Here is an 18155-nt window from a genome sequence, read left to right on the forward strand (position 1 = left end):
CATCCTCAATGCCATGGTGAGCCATGACACCCTCTGGCAGGCTCCAGCTTGCTCATTGCCGCCAGCTGCCACCCTCATGGCAGCTACTACATAGCAGGGTGAGCTTGACAATCAAGATAATCGCTACGACTGCCCTTTCTTAAGGGGTGGGGGATCCTCTCCCATGCACGCTTCACGCACCGCAACCCACTCACGGAGAACACCACCATGCCGACTGCTGAGTTCCCCATTGCCAACCAAATTTGGCTATGGCGTGGCCAGGCGATCAATTATCAGCAAATGGGCGAAACAGGTCCGGCCCTGGTGCTGATTCACGGGTTTGGGGCCAGCGTGGGTCACTGGCGCAAAAACATTCCCGCTCTGGCTGAAAACCACCGCGTGTTCGCCGTCGATCTGCTGGGCTTTGGCAAGTCGGCCAAGCCCGCCCCTGGGGAACCACTGCCCTACGACTTTGATACCTGGGGCGCTCAAGTTGCCGAATTTCTTCAACAGGTGGTGGAAGAACCTGCCTTTTTAGTTGGCAACTCCATTGGTGGCGTGGTGGCGCTACAGGCAGCGGTGCTGGCCCCAGAGCAGAGTCGCGGAGTAGTGCTGGTGGACTGTGCCTTGAGGCAGATCAGCGATCGCAAACTACACACCCAACCCCCCATGCGCCGCCTGGGTCGCCCAGCGCTCAAAAAAGTTCTTCAGAACCGTGCCCTGGTGCACTGGCTATTTCACCAAATCGCCCGACCGGAGAGAATTCGCGCCGTGCTCCGCACCGCCTATGGTAACGCCGAAGCGGTCACGGACGAGCTAATTGAGCTACTGCTAGAACCCGCCCGTGAGCCCGGTGCAGCGGATGTGTTCTGGGCCTTCATCAACAACTTTGATGGTCCATTGCCCGAGGACTTACTGCCGCAGCTCACCTGCCCAGCGCTAATTCTCTGGGGCACCGCCGATCCTTGGGAACCCATTGCCCTAGGCCGCGAGCTGGCTAACTTCCCCGCCGTAGAAGGTTTTATCCCCCTCGAAGGTGTAGGCCACTGCCCCCAGGACGAAATTCCCGACGTAGTGAATGGCCACCTGCAAACCTGGGTGGCTCGCCATTCGGTAGCGGCGCTTGTTGGTCCATCGGCTAGCGGTTAAGAATCGTGGGTCTGGGGATCAGTGGGTGACCAAATCTTGAGGCTAGGGCACTAACCCACCCTACACGACTTGCGCATCCCTTACCCGTCCACTCGCCCACCCATCTACCCGCCTACTCACCCACTCGCCCACCCACCTACTCACCCCACTCCCACCCATGGCCGTAACGCCCGTCAACGCCAAGACCCTATCCGCACCCCGGCTGGTGTTTATTTTCATCACCATTCTGTTCGACAAGCTGGGAGAAAGCCTGATTTTCCCAATTTTGCCGTTTTTGGTGGAGCGGTTTCGGTCTGACGCCTTCACTCTGGGGATGCTGGTGTCGAGCTATGCGATCGCGCAGTTCATCGCCATCCCAGTTATTGGTGCTCTGTCTGACCGCTACGGTCGTCGCCCAGTAATGCTGGTGTGCGTGCTGGGCACGGCCATCTCCTACTTCATTTTTGGCTTCGCCACCACCCTGTGGGTGCTGTTTTTCTCCCGCATTCTCGATGGTGCCACGGGTGGAGTAGCGGCTACCGCCCAAGCCTACATCGCCGATATCTCTGCTCCTGAAGACCGGGCCAAAAACTTTGGCATTACCGGAGCCGCCTTTGGTTTGGGCTTTACCTTAGGGCCAGCGGTCGGCGGTGCGTTGGCCAGTATAAGCCTCAATTTGCCTGTCTTTGTAGCGGGCAGTATTGCCCTGCTGAACTTCGGGCTGGGCTATTTTGTGCTAGCTGAATCGCTGGATAAGGAGCATCGTCGCCCCCTAGCCCTGCGCGACCTCAACCCCATTGGTCAGCTCAGCGACATTCTGCGCGACGGCCGTATTCAGGGGCTGCTGATTTCTTTCTTTATTTTCAACTTCGCCTTTGCTGGCTTTAGCAGCATTTTTGTGCTGTTCTTGAATACTCGCTACGGTTGGGGGCCTAGTCAGGCGGCGATGGTGTTCTTTTTTATCGGCATTGTCTCCACCGTTGTGCAGGGTGGGCTAATTCGCCAGCTGCTGCCCCGCTTTGGGGAATCCAAGCTGGCTGTGGCTGGTTTGGTCTTAGTTGCTCTGGCCTTTGGCGGTGTGGTGCTGATTCCGGCGGGCAGCCCCGTGCTGATTCCGGCTCTCTATACAACCCAGGCCATGCTAGCCCTGGGGGTAGGGTTGATCATTCCGTCGCTGCGGGGGCTGATTTCGATTCGCGTGTCGGCGCAGGAGCAGGGCAAAACCCTGGGCGGTAACCAGGCGCTGCAAAGCGTGGCCTCCATTGTGGGACCACTCTGGGCAGGCTGGATTTTCGATCGCTCGGGCATGCTCTCCCCATTCTGGATGGGTGCTCTGTTCATGGTCATGGCGGTCGGTTTTGCCCTGACTAACCTGCCCCGTCGTCAGCTGTCTGTATAGATTTTGATAGCTTCCGTTCGCCTGGGTGCCGCCACTGCAACGCAAGATCCCCTCAGGAGCCATTATGTCTGTGCGATCGCGTCAGATTCCACAAGTCGCTGTCCCCGGCATTCTGGGTGGCCTTGGTCCAATGGCCCATGTGCAGTTTGAGCAGTGCCTTATTCAGGGCAGTGCCAAACGCGGGGCACAGAGCGACCAGGATCATCCTGTATGGCTATTGGTCAACGGCACCAGTATTCCCAATCGCACTGAGAGCTTGCAGGGCACTGGGCCAGACTGCGTGCCCGGGCTGGTGCGCTACGCTCAACTGTTGGAGCGGGCCGGGGCCAGCTTTTTAGTTGTCACCTGTAACACCGCCCACGGCGTTTACGACCAGGTTCAGGCCCAGCTCGGCATTCCCTGGATTCATCTAATGGCCTGTACCAGTGACTACATTCGCCAGGCTTACCCGGCGGTGCAGCGGGTTGGAGTACTCGCTACCGACGGCACAGTGCAGTGTGGGCTTTACAGCCGCAGCCTGGGCCAGGTGGGGATAACACCCGTTGGCTTTGAGCTGAATTCTCCCTGGCAAGATTTGGTCATGCAGTCGATCTACCACCCCGATTGGGGAATAAAAACCACAGGGACTCAGGTATCTACCAAAGCGTTGACGGTATTGGAGCAGGCGACGAGCTGGCTCAAAACCCAGGGGGCCGAAGTGGTGATTGCAGGCTGCACAGAGCTGTCTGTGGCTTTTGCCCAAATGCCAGCGCTGCCGCTGCCCTGGGTGGATCCATTAAAAGTTGCGGCGGACATCACCCTGGATCTGGCCTGGGGCCACCGCTCTCTGCCGCTCTGGCAAGCTGCCTAGGAGAAGGAATGTGCCAAAAAACGACAATTCACAATGTTTCTGCTGCTGAAAAAAAGGTAGAGACAAAACGGGCGAGGGCAGACCAGTGGATTGGGGTGCAACTGCTTGGGCTGGCCCTGACGCTCTTTTTAGTCATAACCCTGGGCTGTAGCGACGGGGCGCAGGCTGCTGCTAAGGGAGCTGCGGTGGGGGCTGCAACGGCTACTGCTTCAACTGCCTCCGCCGGATCCACACTTTCGCGATCGCCGTCTTCATCGTCAGGCTCGGCCGTACCAGCCATGCCGCCAGATGTGCAGCGCGTTCTGGACAAAGGCAAGCTGACGGTGGCTGTGCTGGGGCAAGACAATGCTCCCTTTTTTATGGATGAAGCGGGTCAAATGAGTGGGCTAGACATTCAATTAGCCCGCACCCTGGCCGATCAGCTAGGGGTAAGCCTAGAGATCACGCGAACGGCTCAGACGTTTGATCAGGTGGTTGATATGGTCTACGGGCAAAAGGCGGACCTGGCGATCTCAAAGATTAGCCGCACCCTCAAGCGGGCGCAGCGAGTGCGGTTTTCGCGGCCCTACCTGCGCATGCGCCAGGGGCTATTGGTAAACCGTTTGCAGATGGCTGAGCAAACTCAGGGGCGATCGATGGTCGCAACCATTCGCGATCTGCAGGGCCAGGTCGGCGTCATTAAGGGGTCATCTTACGTCGGCTTCTTGAAACAAAAGTTTCCCCAGGCCAGCATTGTGGAATACCCCACCTGGGAAGACATTGTAGAAGCCGTGGTGCAGGGCGATATTTTGGCCGCTTACCGCGATGAGCTGGAAATCAAGAAGGTGGTGCGCACCCGGCCTGATGTGGCCCTGCAACTGCAAACCATTGCCCTTACCGATACTCAGGATTCGCTGGCAGTGGTGCTGCCCTGGAGCAGCAGCCACCTGCTGGCTTTTGTCGATCAGTACCTGGATACCCTGACGGCTCAGTACACCGTAGATGCGGTGCTCGATGAGTATGCCGATTACTGGGTTACCCAGCGTTTGCAGCAACCTTAACTCTCTGGAACTACCTGTTTTGACACCCCCCATGGTCACTTCTCCCAAAGCCTACCTCCCCCGCCAGCCATCGATTGAGTGGTTGCGCAGCCCCTGGGCTGTTTTGATCAGCGGTGGCTTGGGGGTGTACATTGGCACGACCCAGCCCCAGGTAGCCGCCTGGATTGCTCCTTTTGGCACCGTTTATTTGGGGTTGCTGAAGATGTGTGTGCTGCCCATTTTGCTGTCGGCCATTACGAACAGTCTGGGGCGGTTAATGCAGAGCCACGATGCACGGCAGTATGTGCAGCGGATTGCCGTGGTGTTTCCGGTGAGTTTGCTGACGGTAAGCGCGATCGCCGTTGCCGTTGCTGCCCTCGCTGGCCCCGGACGCGACCTGACCACCGAAACCCTACAAACCCTCGGGGTGCTGGTCAACCAGTCTGGCGTGGATTTAGAAATGGCCCTGAGCGGCCCTATTCCCGAAGCGGCGACTGGCGGTGTTGGCACTCTGGTGGGCAGCATGGTGCCCGACAACATTTTTGCGGCCCTCAGCGAAGGGCAAACCCTGAAGGTGCTGCTGTTTGCAATTATTTTTGGCGTATCGCTGGGGCTGGTCAAAGCACCGTCTACGGCAGCTTTGTTTGACACCCTCGATAGCCTGTATCAGGCGTTTAATAAGGTGATTCACGGGCTGACGTACCTGCTGCCCCTGGGGCTGTGCAGCCTGCTGGCCCACCAGCTTTCCCAGGTAGGGGTGGAGGTGCTGCTGTCGATGGTGGATTTTGTGGTGGTGGCGATCGCCACATTTGCCCTTATTTATCTACTTAGCACCATAATTATCTGGCGGCGATCGGGCCTGGGTCTGTGGCCCACCCTGCTAGCGCTCAAAGACCCCACCATTCTGTCGCTTGCTACCTCCAGCAGTCTGGCCTGTCTGCCCGCCGCCATTACCAGTCTCAGCGAACACCTCCGGTTCAATGCCCAAACCACGAATTTGGTTACTCCGTTAGCTATTACCCTCTGCCGCTTTGGCTCAGTCATTTACTTTGCGTTGGCCACTTTATTTGTGGTGCAGCTCTACCAGCGCGACTTAGGCATGGTCGGCCTGGGCATAGTAATCCTAGGCTCCATTTTGGCTGGTATGGCGACCTCTGGAGTGACCGGCATTCTTACCCTAACTATGCTGGGCCTGGTGCTTGACCCGCTCAAGCTGCCCTTGGAAGCGGTGTTGGTGCTCTTCATCGCTATCGATCCCTTGATGGATCCTCTCCGTACCTTGGGCATTGTGCACACAGGGATGGCGGCAACAGCGCTCGTAGCAGAACGGGAATGATGAGGTGATGTAGACGCGAAGCGGCTTCCCGCAGGGTGGAGGTGGATGAATTCAAAATTCAAAGTGCAAAATTCAAAGTGGAAATTTTTGAATTCTCAATTTTGAATTTTGCACTTCGCACTCCCCCTTCCCCCTTCCCTTCCTCACCCGCCCCTCCTTCCTCACCCGCCCCCCTTCCTCACCCACCTCACCTCCTCTTTCACCATGCCCCTCCCCTTTCGCCTCCCCAAACCACCTGGACTCAAGGCCACCCTGGTGGGAGCCATGCTGTTAACGGTGGGGACGACGGCAGCGATCGTCTACGTTCCCTGGTCACTGGTGTCTAAGCGCAACATTGACACCATCGTCGACCAGGTGAACCAGGAGATTACCCTCGGCACATCCCAGGAGGTAGAAAAACTGTTCAACAACGCTGAGTCGGCGCAGTCGCTCTTAAACAGCAGCCTGGGCCAAAATTTGATCGACTTGACCAGCGCTCAAGATCGAGAGCTATTTTTGCTCAGCGTGCTGCGGGCCAATCCCAACTTTACCTGGGTGCAGTATGGGGATGCTACAGGCGATTTTTTTGGTGCCCAGCGCACGGCCGATGGGCGGCTTCACTTTCACCTGCGCGATTGGGATGGGAAGAGCCGCAGTACAACGGCTACGGTTAACACCTATGCGATCGAGGCGGGCAGTCTGGCGCTTCTAAATACCGAAACTTACAAAATGGATCCGCCTTTTTTTGCGCCGGATCGACCCTGGTATAGGAACGCCCTAGAATCGTCCCAGAGGCGAGCCTGGACGGTGTACGTCTACCGCTCGACCCAAACTCCGGGGCTAGACGCCACTACAGCGCTAGTCAACCCGAAGGGAGAAATTTGGGGCGTCATTGGGGTCGGTATAGAGCTGACTCAGCTGTCGGAGTATTTGCAGCAGCTGCAGACCAACCACAGTGGCGAGGCGTTTATTATCAATGCCCGGCAAGAGCTGATTGCCTCTACAGATGTCGCTGAGGTAATGCCAACCCAGGGCCAAGACTCGGCAGACCCTCACCTACAGCAGCTTGAAACCGTGGAAAACCCTCTGTTGCGTATTGCCAGCCAGACCCTGCAAGAGCAGGGGGTAGACCTGGAGAATTTGACGGAACTACGGCGATTTGCCTTTAAGGATTCGGTGACTGGCGATCGCTACTTGATCTCGTTTACTCCCCTGGAGCAGCTCGACTGGGTAGTGGGCACGGTGATTCCTGAGGCCAGCTACCTGGTGGAAGTGAACCGCAACAAGCGAATGCTGCTGGGTGTGATCGCTATTTTTACAGGGTTGACGGCTGGGGCGGCTGTGCTGATGGCGGATCGCCTGATTGCTCGCCCCGTACTCGGTATTGCTCGCACGGCGGCCGCGATCGAGGCCGAAAAGTTTGAGCTGGGGCAGCTGGGGGCGATCGCCCGCCGCACCGACGAAATTGGTCAGCTGGCCCGCGTGTTTGACCGCATGGCTCAGCAGGTCTACAGCCGCGAGCAACGGCTAAAGCAGCAGGTGCGCGACCTGCGAATTGAAATTGATGAGGCTAAGCGCCAGAAGCAGGTCAAAGAAATTGTCGAAACTGATTTCTTTCAGGACTTGACCCTTAAGGCTCAAAAGCTACGCAATCGCAGCAGCAGCAAAGCGGCGATCGCTGAGCCAAAAGAGACTGAGCAGGCTTTACCAAACTAATTTAGAGGACAGAAGGCTGCCCTCTGAGTGGGAACGCCATTGTTGCCGGAAACAACTGACTCATAGCGCTTCTAGACTAGCCAACGCCGCTCCAGCAGGTACTTCTCCTGGGTTCTTTGGTGCAGGGTTTTCACCGTTGCCTGGTGATGCCGAATGCGCTGATTTTGCGCTAGGACGCTAGGTGATTGGGGGGGCGGTTGATTGGTGCCTTGCTGGCGGGGATGTTTGGGAATACGAATATAAAACAGCATGGTTCCTCCTGTTTACGTTTTGAATGTCAACAGGCTGCCGAGCTTCTGCTGAGTAGCTGTGAGCCCTAAACGAGTACCACTTGGACAACGTCTACAGGGCACTGTGGAATAGCCTTCCTTGACATACTACAACGTACTACAAAAAAGATGGAACGGCAAGTCGGCGATCGCTTTTGTCCAGGTGCGAGGTTACAAACCCCAGATCAAAACAGGCTTCCCGCAGGTACAAACGGCCGTTTGCCCTTAACTGCTTGGGGTTAGACAACCAGGGTTTAGTACTGGGCGTTGGCAAGGCTTCTCGGGCGCTGCCAATTTTTGAATTTTTGCGTAATACAACAGAGGTGCGTTTCCTAAGTGAGAACGCACCTCTAAGCGATGGAGACTTTTGAATTGTTGTCTAGGCGCAGTTGATCATCCAGGGGATACTAAATTTATCGATGGCCATGCCAAAGCGCTTGGCCCAAAAGGTTTCTGACAGCGGCATTTGGATTTTGCCGCCCTCGGCCAGGGCATTAAAAATGCGCTCGGCCTCGGCCGGATCACTCACCTGTAGCGATACCGAAAACCCTGCAGGAGTCTCGTACTGCCCGGGCATGCAGTCAGAGCCCATGATGCCCCAGTCGCCCCAGGTCAGCTGGGTATGCATAATTTTGCTGCCCAGTTCGGGGGGAACCTCCCACTCGGCGGGAGAGCCCTCAAACCTCAGCATGTCGCCTAGCTCGCCGCCCAAAATTTGGTGGTAGAAGGTAAACGCTTCCTCGCATTGACCGTTGAAAACAAGATACGGGTTCACTTGCATGACAGTTTCCTTAGATGGTTGGACTTGAGTTGAGAATTTAAGAATTTAATGGGCTACTCCAGGGGTCGTAGGTGCCAAAATTCCACAGGTAGCCCTCTGGGTCACGACACGAATAGTCGCGCCCGCCGTAGTCTTGGTCTTGAATGTCAATGACGATTTCGGCTCCGGCGGCGATCGCCCTTGCATAGTGTTGGTCAACCTCATCCACAATCAGGTACGGGCTTTGGGTGACCACATGGCCCACCTGCTGAGGCGGCTGCTGGAGTTGACCAAAGCTGTCGTCGCGGGCAGAACCCAGCATGACCATGCCGTTGCCAAAGGACAGTTCGGCGTGGGCGATCGCGCCATCGTCGCCTGGAACAACCAAATGCTTTTCGAATCCAAACGCCTGGCAAAGCCACTCCACCGCCGCCGCTGCATCCCGATACCGCAGGGTCGGAATGATAGTGGCTACGGTTTGCTTAGCAGTACTGGCCATTGTCTTGATCTCCCTTGGACATAGAACATCAGAGCCGTTGGTCTACTGGTCGAAGCTGTAGGGGTGAGGCCGCTAGCGGGCGGGCTCCATGAAGCGCAGCTGGTTACCGTCAGGATCGGTAACGGTCATTTGGCAAAACCCCAAATTGTGGTTGGGTGGCTCTGTCACCAAGACGCCACGCCGGAGAAAGTCCTGGTACCAATCGTCTACGTTCTCCACCACAAAGTGAACGAGGCCGCCGACCTGGCAATCGCCCGTGTGCTCGGATAGGTAAATTCGCATGCGATCGCGCATCACAGACATAAACACCGGCAGGTGCGGCTCAAAGCGGTGCTCCCACTCCATCGCAAAGCCAAGCTGGTCGAGATAAAACGCCTTGCTGCGCGCGTACTGCGTAATGCGCAGCGCCGGAATGACGCGTTGTTCAGGAAGCTGCATGGGGGACAGTCTCCACAGGGTTAAGACTGGCCCAATTAGCGCGATCGAGACGATACACAGCGCAATCGTCTTCGCCAAAGCGGCGGTGCTCCACAAACGTAAACCCGATCCGCTCGTAGAAGCGGCGGGCGCGGGTGTTGCTAGCTAGCGGGTCAATTAGCACCGCCGTAACCGAGGGGTCGGCAAAGCATCGCGCCAGCGCCAGCTGCATCATGGTAGTGCCATAGCCCTGGCCCAAATCGGCAGCTTCGCCAATCCAGATGTCGATCGCCCGCAGATGGGCCGGTACATCACCCCAGTAGTGGCTGTCTTCTCGGGCCGGGTCGATAATTTGAATAAAGCCGATGGGGCGACCTGTCAGCTCGGCTATTAGCTGCTCCCGCCAGTTGGGGTTGTAGCCTAGCTCGGTTTCCCAAGCCCAGTCATCGTTGGGGTCGGCGGCAATCACGTGGGGCTGCTCATCCCAATGGCGCAGCAGAGGCGCATCGGCGGGAGTAGCCGCTCGTAGGTTAATTGAACCGGGGCTAGTTGAACTGGGGGCAGTCATGGCTGTTACCGGGGCCTAAACGCTGGTGAACCGCTCGACAGTATTTTAGTTCAATTGTACTACTTTGTCGGTAAATGAAATGAATCTTTAAACGTCATTTGCCGATCGCGGCGGCAAAACGCCATAGCGCAACTCAGCGAAGTTTTGGCCATAGGTTCGAGCCGAGAGCAGCTTGAGGGGCGGGTCAACCCGACGCGGAAAGAGCGGTGCACCACCACCCAACGTGACTGAGGCAATCTGCACCACTATTTCGTTCAGCAGCCCGGCGTCGTAAAACTGACCCGCCAAGTCGCCACCGCCGACAATCCACAGCTTTTTCTTCCCAGCGGCGATCGCCATATCTTGGTGGATGGGCCGCACATCGCCGCTGACAAAGCGCACGTCGGCACCGGCAATAACAGGTAACTGGCGCGAGGTAAATACCCAGGCGGGCACTTGGTAGGGCCAGGGCTGGGTATTGTCTGCATCGGCGCTAAAGTCGTGGTCGTAGATCCACTGGTAGGTGGTAGAGCCCATGGCGATCGCCCCCACTTCCGCCAGAAAATCGTCAAACGTATTCGGCTCTAGCTCGCCGAACTGAAACAGCCAGTCGAGGGAGTTGTCTGGGGCGGCAATAAAGCCGTCTAGGCTGGTAGCTGTATAAAACACAGTGGACATAGGCTGCTTTCTGGTGCGTTTGGGGCTGAGGCTACAACAGATTTAAATCGCTGAGGCAGCGGCGGGTGAGTTCTAGGCGAGCGGGGCCATCGCTGTCCTGGCGCATGTCGATATTGGTGGCAAACAGGTAGACGTTGTCGCCCTGCTCCAGGTAACCGACGTACCAGCCAACTTGGGTTTGATCGGCCTCCCCAAAGCCAGCCCAGCCGGTCTTGGCGCGCAGGGTATAGTCGGGGGTGCGCTCGACAATCATAATGTCTTTTACCGTAGCGATCGCTGCCTCAGAAAAAGGCAGTTCGTTGCGGTACAGGCGCTGCAAGAACTCAATCTGCTGCTGGGGCGTAATGCGTAGGTCGCCTTCCAGCCAAAAGCTATCGATCGCGCTGGGGCTGCCGATGGTCTGGTTACCGTAGCCCGCCGCGCTGACCCACTGCTGCATGCGATCGTGGCCAATGCGCCGCGCCAGCACTTGGTAGAACCAGACGGCGGATAGGTTAAAGGCCCTGCGCAGGTTCAAATCCTGGTTCCAGGCGGGAACCAGCCGCTCAATGCCGTCCCAGGTGAGCACCGCGACGTCATTGGTGATAACTCCGGTTTCAAGCGCAATCAGCGAGTTGAGAATTTTGAAGGTGGAGGCGGGGAGAAAGGGCTGGCGATTGCGATCGCCGTTGTGCTGGTAGGTTACATTTTGGTTCAAGTCGTGGATGATGATCGCCCCTTCCAGCCCAAGCTCTTGAAAGTGCTGGGCAAAACGAGCGTCTATGCGTTCTCTCTGCTCGGCAACTTGAGGCGCGATCGGGGTTGGGCTGGCCCCAGCTATAGCTGGCTGCATAGGAAGCACCAGCAAACCACCCGCCGCTAAGCCACACAACCACTGAAGGGCAGCGTCCATCGTTATCCATCTCTTATTGCGCCAGCGGGGTTAATTCTACAGGGTTATCAGACACTCAGGCAGACTGTAAATAAAGACTGACAGAGGTTGCAATGCTCTCGGGCGTAGGTATTAGGTCTAGTTTTTGGTCTCGGTAAACACCTGTAGCCAACCTAAAGCTACACGCACATAATGGAGCCCCATCGTCAACCCTATTGCTGTTATGGTGAAAATAGAAAACGCTAAAAGCTTGGCCAGCCTAGATTAATTTCTCTTGACATTGCGAATGGGATTTAAGCATTCTTTCTTGGTGCCAATAGTTGTTCTTCTCAACATGGCTCATCCCTAGGAGAAATACATGTCTAACGTCCAAAGTTTTGATCCCCCGGTAAATCGTTTGCTTGCGGTTTTGCCCACGGAAGTCTATCAACGGCTCACTCCCCATTTAGAGCTGGTTTCACTGACAACCCAACAATCCATCTACGATGTTGATGAACCTATTTCTCACGTTTACTTTCCGCACCACTCATTAATTTCCTTAGTTACCTCAATGGAAGATGGCTCTACCATTGAAATCAGCCTGGTAGGGCGGGAAGGAATGGCGGGTATTGTGACCATTTTGGGCGGTAAAACCAAGGCTCACCGAGCCTACGTGCAGGTTGCAGGCCAGGCTATGCGCATGAAGGCCGCAACGTTAAAAGCTGAGTTCGATCGCGGCGGACCGCTACAAACCATGTTGCTTCGCTACTGCCAGGCTCTTTTAACCCAAGCGGCTCAGTACGTCGCCTGTAATCGATTTCACTCAACCGAGAAGCGGCTGGCTCGCTGGCTCTTGCTGGTGCGAGACTGTTTACAAAGCGATACATTTCTGTTGACCCAGGAGTTTATGGGGGAAATGTTAGGTGTCCCCCGTTCTAGCGTCACGGTAGCCGCTGGCAACCTGAGTCAGGCTGGTCTAATTCGATACACCCGCGGTCAGATCGTGATTTTGGATGATGAAGCTCTAGAAAACTATTCCTGTGAATGCTATAGCGCCATTAAAAACGAGTTTGCTCATTTGCTGGGTTCCATATAAGCAGAAACACTGCGCCTTATGTTGAAAATCCGACTGACATGACCGTTTAGATCGGTCTAGGATGGCTTTATTGTAGATACGTTAGCTAACGTATCTACAATAAAGTCTCGGTTTGAATGGTTGTGCAGTCAGAAAGCCGTCAATGCAGAGAAGGTGACGAAACGACTTGTGCCCTTGGCTAATTCTAGGCTGTCCGCTGCACTTAGTCAGCCCTAAAGCACTGAAAATGGACTTAGGACATGCCGGTTTGCTAGTAGAAGAACGTCAAGATAACTGCGGTAATTCTGATGATAATCTATCCTCGCTGCGGGGCCTACGGATTCTGATAGTTGATGGAGATGTCGATACCTTAGACATCTTTGGTTTTGTGCTGCAAGAAAAAGAAGCAGAGGTCTTTGGCACTACTTCGGCCGCCGAAGCAACTGCTAAAGCCAGTACCTGGTACCCAGATATTTTGATCTGTAATATCAGTCTTCCGGGTCAAGATGGCTATGCCCTACTCCACGAGTTGAGGGGTCTGCAGACCAATTCATCCAGAAACCTGACTGCCATTGCAGTGACAACGCTGCTTAGACATCAGGACTGTCTAAAGCTCTTGTCACACAGTTTTCAGTCGAAAGGTTTTCAGAAATATCTTCCCAAGCCAACAGATGTTTACGAACTTGTTACTGTTGTTGCGGAGTTGGCAAAACCGCAAACCTAGGGGCTGTCATCAATTAGCCGCTAATGCTCCAAGCATCAGGGGGTATAGCTCCTAGCCTATTTTTGGGGTCGGGCGTGGCAGGAAAGTGGCGTTGGTCTTAGCGGGTGATGCTTAGCAGTACTGCTGCTCCCAGCGCGGCTACCGTGCGCACGTGGTTCCAGAATGTCCATATGGTGAGGTAGTTGGCCCAAAGGGTTGCGCCCTCGGTGCTGTCTGGTTTTACCACGGCCAGGGCATCGTTTAGCGGCACGTTAACGGCGATCGTTACCAAAATAGTGCCAACCAGGTAGAGCAGGCTGCCAGTGAGCAAGTAACCCGCACCGGGCTGATTACGGTTGGCCAAGACGGCGATGATCAGCCCCAAACAGGCCAGGCCCGTGCCAAACAGCGCTCCCATGAACCAGGGGTTGATGGCGGTGATGTTGATCGCCTGCATGGTGGCGATGCCCTGGGCGGGCGGCTGCTGTCCCAGGGCTCTCATCACAAACGTGGAGAAGGCGAAGAAGACTCCGGCAACCAGCCCACAACCGAGGGCGGTGCAGAGTTTGAGGGTGAACAATCCAGCATCCATAGGGGGCATAGTGTCTCCTGCTCCTGGTTGGGCAGGGTGTGATGGTGATGAAGGCTAGGCCTTTGACCATCGCACCCGCTATTGGTAGTCAACGTTCACATCAAGCGGCAGCCAGTTGTGCTACCTGGGCTTGGGCCGCTGCAATGGAGGCGGCCAAGCTCTCGCTGCTGTGTTCGTCGTTTTCGACATGCACAAAGGTGATATCGGTAATGCCAATGAATCCGAAGGCTACCCTCAGGTACGGGTCTTGGTGGTTCATGTGGCCGTAGCGATCGCCGGGGCCAAAGCCTGAACTACCGCGCGCTGTAATCACAAACATTTTTTTGCCCCGGAGCAGCGGTTTGTAGGGATCTTCTGCATCCTCGGGGTCGATCGCGAAGGTGCGGTCAACGCGAACGATTTGGTCAATGTAGGCTTTGAAGGTGCTGGGCACGCTGAAGTTGTACATCGGTACACCCACGACTAGGATATCGGCGGCGATCAGTTCGTCGATGAGTTGGTCACTCACCCGGATTGCCTCCCATAGCTCCGGGGTGCGCTGGTTGTCGGGGGTATAGGCAGCGGCAATCCAGGGTTCATCAACGTGGGGCACGGGCTGACGACCCACGTCGCGATAGGTGACGGTGTCATGGGGATGATTCTGTTGCCAGGCTTCGACAAATTCGCGGGTCATGCGGCGGGAGTGGGAGCGATCGCCTCGTGGGCTTGAGTCAATGTGCAGCAGGTGCGCCATGGGGCCTCCAGGTCACTACTCGCTTAGCCTAGAAAACCTCGCTGACCGGGCGCTACTTAATTCTTGGGCGGCTGTCAAAATCTTGCGGCGAACTGCCGATCAATCCAGCAAGCGCCGCACGGATATGGGCACATCAGGAAATGCGATCGGCGTAATGGTGCCTTCCGTTAGTGTGGTCTGGGATTGATACACCCCATTTACTGGGTTGCGCATAACTACAAGTTCCATGCGCTGGAGGTTAATCACCCAGTACTCGGGAATGCCTGCCGCAGCGTAGGCGTTTGCTTTTGGTTCCAAATCTTTCTTCAGGCTGGTGTCCGAAAACTCCATCAGCCAAAAGACGTTCTCTGGATAGGGGTGATGCTGCAAATACTCTCTACCCAAGGGCTGCACTACCGCAAGATCGGGTTCTGGCTCAGACTGGGTAGCGGGAATGGTGATAGGGTGGCTTTCGCGAATTTGCGCCTGCTCAACCAGTAAGGCTCTGAGGTAGTCCCCAACGGTGCTGGCGTAGTAGGCGTGAGGTTCTCCTTCGGGGGGCATTTCAATGATTTCTCCGTTCAAAAGCTCCACCCGACGATCGCTAAGAATGCCCGCCGCAATCATTTGGTGGTAATCCTCAAGGGTCCATTTTGCGATCGCAACGTGGGGGGTCATCGCTTTTCTCTGTCGCTGTGAGAGTGAGAACTCGCCTATTGTTCCATTCTGCCAGATAGACTTGAGGTGGCTGGGCAGAGGGGCCTGGCGTCACCTGTCTCCAACAGAGAATTTAGCTATGAACGCAGCTAAAACCAGGCGTGCTAAGGGTTCACAAAACCGCCCAGGGATCGGTAACGCTGAGTTTACCTGCCTTCCCACATTGTCGAGCCGAGACCTGGGCTGGGAGCACGTTCAGGTAGAGCAGTTTCAGCATCCGCCGGGGGAATGTCGGATCGCCTCAGAAGCGGAGCACACGATTTGCCTGTCGTTGGCGACTCGTCCGGTGCGATTTTTGCAGATTAAAGACGGTAAAACCCACAGCAGCCTCTACGGCAAAGGTGATATCTCTATTACTCCGGCCCAGACGTCGTTTTTTGCCCGCTGGCAGGATGACGACCACTATCTTGAGCTGCGGCTTAACTCGGGTTTTATGGCCACCGTCGCGCAAGAATCTCTGGGGCTAAACCCCGATCGCATCGAGCTGATTCCCGAATTTCGCTTGCGGGATGGGCGGCTGGAGGCGATCGCCCTGATGCTGCTGGGTGAACTCAACCAGGCCAACCCCGGCGGCCAGCTCTATGTCGAGTCGCTGACCAATCTGCTGGCGGTGCACTTGCTGCGGCAGTATGCGGTGGCCAGACCGCCAGTGCCCATTCACCCCGGTGGATTACCCCAGCGTCGGCTCTTGCCGGTATTAGATCACATCCACGAGGCGCTGGATGCCGATTTGAAGCTGGCGGATTTGGCGGCGATCGCAGGTCTCAGCCCCTTCCATTTCAGCCATCAGTTTAAGCAGGCGCTGGGGGTAACTCCCTACCAATACGTGCTGCAACAGCGCGTTGAGCGGGCCAAGCAGTTGTTGAAACAAACCAACCACTCTATTGTGGAAATCGCCCTGCTCTGTGGGTTCAACAGCCACAGCCACCTGAGCAAACAGTTTCGCCAGGCCACCGGCACCACCCCCAGCGCCTATCGAGCCGCCGCGCAGTAACTGCCCTTCCTGTGACCGACTCCATGCCAAACTAACCCTATGACCAAATTTGTGCTCTACAGCAAGCCCGGCTGCCACCTGTGCGAAGGACTCGAAGAAAAACTCGTGGCCGCCGCCCACCTGCCCTTTGAGTTAGAGGTGCGCGACATCACCACCCGCGACGACTGGTTTCAGCGCTACCAGTACGAGATTCCAGTGCTGTGCTGTGTGCAATCCACCGACGCTGGAACCCAGGAAATTCCGTTGCCGCGTCTGTCGCCCCGGGCACCCCAGGCCAAGGTGGAGCAATTGATACAGACTTATGTGGGCCAGAGTAAGGCAGAATAGGGCAACTTCAATGATGTGAGGAGTTGCTGACATGAAGCTGCGCCAACTGCTTGAGGACCTGCCCGCCGGATTGATCGACGCCGGATTTACGCTAGCCGAGGGAAACGATCCTGACGTCAAGGGGCTGTGCACCAATTCCCACGCCTGCCAGCCGGGGGATGTGTTTATTGGCATGCCGGGCACTCGGGTCGATGGCGGTGAATTTTGGCCCAGCGCTGTGGAATCGGGGGCAGCGGCGGCCTTGGTCTCCACCCAGGCGCTGGCAAACCGCCCTGCTGACGGCGACGCCTGCGTGGTGCCCATGACCGACATGTCGGTAGCCTGTGCCGAAGTAGCCGCCCGATTCTACAACTACCCTGCCCGACAGATGGGGCTGGTGGGGGTAACGGGCACCAACGGCAAAACCACCACGACTCACCTGGTTGAGCATCTGCTGAATGCTGCCGAGCAGCCTACGGCGCTGCTGGGAACGCTTTACACCCGTTGGCCAGGGCACCAGCAGACTGCCCTCTACACCACCCCCTTCGCGGTCGACCTCCAGGCGGAGTTGGCCAAGGCGCGGGATGCGGGCTGTCGCTACGCGGTGCTAGAGGTCAGCTCCCACGCGCTGGCTCAAAAGCGGGTGTGGGGCTGCCCCTTTGAGGTAGCGGTGTTCACCAACCTGACCCAAGACCACCTCGACTACCACCGCGATATGGAAGACTACTTCCAGGCTAAGGCGCTGCTGTTTGGCGAGGGCTATCTAGCGGGGCGCGCGGTGGTGAATATCGATACGCCCTACGGCGATCGCCTGGTTGCCCAGCTACCCCCAGAGCGAGTGTGGACCTACAGCACCCAGAATTCCAACGCTGACCTCTACACAGGCGATCTCACCTACCAGGCCAACGGCGTCACCGGCACGCTCAAGACCCCCGCTGGCACTGTGCCCTTTAGCTCGCCGCTGGTGGGGCAGTTTAACCTGGAGAATTTGCTGGCGGCGGTGGGGGCAGCCCTGCACCTGGGCGTTTCTCTAGACACGATCGCAGCCGCCCTGCCGAGCTTTGGCGGTGTACCGGGGCGCATGGAGCAGGTGAAGGTGTCTGAGACCCAAGACATCAGCGTAATTGTGGACTACGCCCACACACCGGACAGCCTGAAGAACTCTCTACAGGCGGCGCGCCCCTTTGTGCCGGGGCGGCTGATCTGCGTGTTTGGCTGCGGCGGCGATCGCGATCGCACTAAGCGCCCTCAGATGGGCCGCATCGCCTACGAGTTGGCCGATGCGTTGGTCGTCACCTCCGACAACCCCCGCACCGAAGACCCCGAGCAGATTTTGCGGGATGTGGTGGCGGGCATTCCCGCAGAACTGGAGGCCGATCAGGTGGTGGGCGATCGCGCTACCGCTATTCAGGCCGCGATCGCTATGGCTCAACCCGGCGACGGCATTCTAATTGCGGGCAAGGGGCACGAAGACTACCAGATTCTCGGCACCGAAAAAATACACTTTGACGACCGCGAACAGGCCCGCCATTTTCTCGAAAAACGGTATATGGGCTAACTCTTTTGCCCTAAAATGACGGCGTTATGTGAATACACGCAACATTCTCGCCGTTATTTTAGGTGGTTAAAG

21 protein-coding genes are annotated in these 18155 nt (G+C 56.6%); 11 read left to right on the top strand and 10 right to left on the bottom strand.

The window, feature by feature from the left end; all coding sequences use genetic code 11:
• Positions 1-207: 207 nt before the first annotated feature.
• The 6 genes from IQ265_RS10380 (at position 208) to IQ265_RS10405 (ending at position 7406) form a co-directional block, all read left to right on the top strand.
• A complete protein-coding gene (locus tag IQ265_RS10380; protein ID WP_194053128.1) occupies positions 208-1128 on the top strand; it encodes an alpha/beta fold hydrolase in 921 nt (306 codons plus the stop codon).
• 157 nt (positions 1129-1285) lie between these two features.
• Entirely contained in the window at positions 1286-2506 is a 1221-nt protein-coding gene (locus IQ265_RS10385) for an MFS transporter (RefSeq protein WP_194053130.1), read from the top strand.
• A 64-nt stretch (positions 2507-2570) separates the two neighbouring features.
• A complete protein-coding gene (locus IQ265_RS10390; RefSeq protein ID WP_194053132.1) occupies positions 2571-3356 on the top strand; it encodes an amino acid racemase in 786 nt (261 codons plus the stop codon).
• A gap of 8 nt (positions 3357-3364) precedes the next feature.
• Positions 3365-4396, top strand: coding sequence for an ABC transporter substrate-binding protein (locus tag IQ265_RS10395; protein WP_194053134.1), 1032 nt, complete (start codon positions 3365-3367; stop codon positions 4394-4396).
• A 31-nt stretch (positions 4397-4427) separates the two neighbouring features.
• A complete protein-coding gene (locus tag IQ265_RS10400) occupies positions 4428-5711 on the top strand; it encodes a cation:dicarboxylase symporter family transporter (RefSeq protein ID WP_194053136.1) in 1284 nt (427 codons plus the stop codon).
• A 204-nt stretch (positions 5712-5915) separates the two neighbouring features.
• Complete coding sequence (locus IQ265_RS10405) at positions 5916-7406, top strand: cache domain-containing protein (protein ID WP_194053138.1); 1491 nt, start codon at positions 5916-5918, stop codon at positions 7404-7406.
• Between the two features lie 71 nt (positions 7407-7477).
• Here the strand turns inward: IQ265_RS10405 and IQ265_RS10410 are convergent, their stop codons facing one another.
• From IQ265_RS10410 to blaOXA, 7 genes are all read right to left on the bottom strand, one after another.
• Positions 7478-7657, bottom strand: a complete 180-nt coding sequence (locus IQ265_RS10410) for a hypothetical protein (protein WP_194053140.1) — start codon at positions 7655-7657, stop codon at positions 7478-7480.
• Positions 7658-8054: 397 nt separating this feature from the next.
• Positions 8055-8456, bottom strand: a complete 402-nt coding sequence (locus tag IQ265_RS10415; protein WP_194053142.1) for a VOC family protein — start codon at positions 8454-8456, stop codon at positions 8055-8057.
• A 37-nt stretch (positions 8457-8493) separates the two neighbouring features.
• Entirely contained in the window at positions 8494-8934 is a 441-nt protein-coding gene (locus IQ265_RS10420; RefSeq protein WP_194053143.1) for a VOC family protein, read from the bottom strand.
• Positions 8935-9006: 72 nt separating this feature from the next.
• Positions 9007-9372 (bottom strand): glyoxalase superfamily protein, encoded by a 366-nt coding sequence (locus tag IQ265_RS10425; RefSeq protein WP_194053144.1) that lies wholly within the window; start codon positions 9370-9372, stop codon positions 9007-9009.
• Complete coding sequence (locus tag IQ265_RS10430; protein WP_194053145.1) at positions 9359-9919, bottom strand: GNAT family N-acetyltransferase; 561 nt, start codon at positions 9917-9919, stop codon at positions 9359-9361. Before IQ265_RS10430 ends, IQ265_RS10425 begins: the two co-directional genes overlap by 14 nt.
• Positions 9920-10006: 87 nt before the next feature.
• A complete protein-coding gene (locus tag IQ265_RS10435) occupies positions 10007-10576 on the bottom strand; it encodes a dihydrofolate reductase family protein (RefSeq protein WP_194053146.1) in 570 nt (189 codons plus the stop codon).
• 31 nt (positions 10577-10607) lie between these two features.
• Positions 10608-11468, bottom strand: a complete 861-nt coding sequence (gene blaOXA, locus IQ265_RS10440) for a class D beta-lactamase (RefSeq protein ID WP_194053152.1) — start codon at positions 11466-11468, stop codon at positions 10608-10610.
• A 337-nt stretch (positions 11469-11805) separates the two neighbouring features.
• On the opposite strand from blaOXA, the gene IQ265_RS10445 reads away from it, so the two are divergent.
• A complete protein-coding gene (locus tag IQ265_RS10445) occupies positions 11806-12522 on the top strand; it encodes a Crp/Fnr family transcriptional regulator (protein ID WP_194053153.1) in 717 nt (238 codons plus the stop codon).
• A 226-nt stretch (positions 12523-12748) separates the two neighbouring features.
• A complete protein-coding gene (locus IQ265_RS10450) occupies positions 12749-13225 on the top strand; it encodes a response regulator (protein WP_194053154.1) in 477 nt (158 codons plus the stop codon).
• A 97-nt stretch (positions 13226-13322) separates the two neighbouring features.
• Here the strand turns inward: IQ265_RS10450 and IQ265_RS10455 are convergent, their stop codons facing one another.
• The 3 genes from IQ265_RS10455 to IQ265_RS10465 all read right to left on the bottom strand — a co-directional run bounded on the left by IQ265_RS10455 (position 13323) and on the right by IQ265_RS10465 (position 15186).
• Positions 13323-13805 (bottom strand): anthrone oxygenase family protein, encoded by a 483-nt coding sequence (locus tag IQ265_RS10455; protein ID WP_194053155.1) that lies wholly within the window; start codon positions 13803-13805, stop codon positions 13323-13325.
• A 91-nt stretch (positions 13806-13896) separates the two neighbouring features.
• Positions 13897-14529, bottom strand: a complete 633-nt coding sequence (locus tag IQ265_RS10460) for an FMN-dependent NADH-azoreductase (protein ID WP_194053156.1) — start codon at positions 14527-14529, stop codon at positions 13897-13899.
• Positions 14530-14628: 99 nt separating this feature from the next.
• Entirely contained in the window at positions 14629-15186 is a 558-nt protein-coding gene (locus IQ265_RS10465) for a Uma2 family endonuclease (protein WP_194053157.1), read from the bottom strand.
• Between the two features lie 202 nt (positions 15187-15388).
• Here IQ265_RS10465 and IQ265_RS10470 point away from each other — a divergent pair, with 202 nt between their 5' ends.
• Genes IQ265_RS10470 through IQ265_RS10480 form a run of 3 tightly spaced genes read left to right on the top strand, consistent with a single transcriptional unit; the run spans position 15389 to position 18083 of the window.
• Entirely contained in the window at positions 15389-16219 is an 831-nt protein-coding gene (locus IQ265_RS10470) for a helix-turn-helix domain-containing protein (RefSeq protein ID WP_228037780.1), read from the top strand.
• A 39-nt stretch (positions 16220-16258) separates the two neighbouring features.
• Positions 16259-16546 (top strand): glutaredoxin family protein, encoded by a 288-nt coding sequence (locus tag IQ265_RS10475; protein ID WP_194053161.1) that lies wholly within the window; start codon positions 16259-16261, stop codon positions 16544-16546.
• A gap of 31 nt (positions 16547-16577) precedes the next feature.
• Complete coding sequence (locus IQ265_RS10480) at positions 16578-18083, top strand: UDP-N-acetylmuramoyl-L-alanyl-D-glutamate--2,6-diaminopimelate ligase (RefSeq protein ID WP_194053163.1); 1506 nt, start codon at positions 16578-16580, stop codon at positions 18081-18083.
• The last annotated feature ends 72 nt before the right edge of the window (positions 18084-18155 follow it).

Source organism: Nodosilinea sp. LEGE 06152 (genome assembly GCF_015207525.1).
In the GTDB taxonomy this organism is placed as follows: Bacteria; Cyanobacteriota; Cyanobacteriia; order Phormidesmidales; family Phormidesmidaceae; genus Nodosilinea.

Excerpts from the sequence above, each read along its gene's own strand:
- IQ265_RS10380 (WP_194053128.1), top strand. The coding sequence starts at position 208 with ATGCCGACTGCTGAGTTCCCCATTGCCAACCAAATTTGGCTATGGCGT.
- IQ265_RS10385 (WP_194053130.1), top strand. The coding sequence starts at position 1,286 with ATGGCCGTAACGCCCGTCAACGCCAAGACCCTATCCGCACCCCGGCTG.
- IQ265_RS10390 (WP_194053132.1), top strand. The coding sequence starts at position 2,571 with ATGTCTGTGCGATCGCGTCAGATTCCACAAGTCGCTGTCCCCGGCATT.
- IQ265_RS10395 (WP_194053134.1), top strand. The coding sequence starts at position 3,365 with ATGTGCCAAAAAACGACAATTCACAATGTTTCTGCTGCTGAAAAAAAG.
- IQ265_RS10400 (WP_194053136.1), top strand. The coding sequence starts at position 4,428 with ATGGTCACTTCTCCCAAAGCCTACCTCCCCCGCCAGCCATCGATTGAG.
- IQ265_RS10405 (WP_194053138.1), top strand. The coding sequence starts at position 5,916 with ATGCCCCTCCCCTTTCGCCTCCCCAAACCACCTGGACTCAAGGCCACC.
- IQ265_RS10410 (WP_194053140.1), bottom strand. The coding sequence starts at position 7,657 with ATGCTGTTTTATATTCGTATTCCCAAACATCCCCGCCAGCAAGGCACC.
- IQ265_RS10415 (WP_194053142.1), bottom strand. The coding sequence starts at position 8,456 with ATGCAAGTGAACCCGTATCTTGTTTTCAACGGTCAATGCGAGGAAGCG.
- IQ265_RS10420 (WP_194053143.1), bottom strand. The coding sequence starts at position 8,934 with ATGGCCAGTACTGCTAAGCAAACCGTAGCCACTATCATTCCGACCCTG.
- IQ265_RS10425 (WP_194053144.1), bottom strand. The coding sequence starts at position 9,372 with ATGCAGCTTCCTGAACAACGCGTCATTCCGGCGCTGCGCATTACGCAG.
- IQ265_RS10430 (WP_194053145.1), bottom strand. The coding sequence starts at position 9,919 with ATGACTGCCCCCAGTTCAACTAGCCCCGGTTCAATTAACCTACGAGCG.
- IQ265_RS10435 (WP_194053146.1), bottom strand. The coding sequence starts at position 10,576 with ATGTCCACTGTGTTTTATACAGCTACCAGCCTAGACGGCTTTATTGCC.
- blaOXA (WP_194053152.1), bottom strand. The coding sequence starts at position 11,468 with ATGGACGCTGCCCTTCAGTGGTTGTGTGGCTTAGCGGCGGGTGGTTTG.
- IQ265_RS10445 (WP_194053153.1), top strand. The coding sequence starts at position 11,806 with ATGTCTAACGTCCAAAGTTTTGATCCCCCGGTAAATCGTTTGCTTGCG.
- IQ265_RS10450 (WP_194053154.1), top strand. The coding sequence starts at position 12,749 with ATGGACTTAGGACATGCCGGTTTGCTAGTAGAAGAACGTCAAGATAAC.
- IQ265_RS10455 (WP_194053155.1), bottom strand. The coding sequence starts at position 13,805 with ATGCCCCCTATGGATGCTGGATTGTTCACCCTCAAACTCTGCACCGCC.
- IQ265_RS10460 (WP_194053156.1), bottom strand. The coding sequence starts at position 14,529 with ATGGCGCACCTGCTGCACATTGACTCAAGCCCACGAGGCGATCGCTCC.
- IQ265_RS10465 (WP_194053157.1), bottom strand. The coding sequence starts at position 15,186 with ATGACCCCCCACGTTGCGATCGCAAAATGGACCCTTGAGGATTACCAC.
- IQ265_RS10475 (WP_194053161.1), top strand. The coding sequence starts at position 16,259 with ATGACCAAATTTGTGCTCTACAGCAAGCCCGGCTGCCACCTGTGCGAA.
- IQ265_RS10480 (WP_194053163.1), top strand. The coding sequence starts at position 16,578 with ATGAAGCTGCGCCAACTGCTTGAGGACCTGCCCGCCGGATTGATCGAC.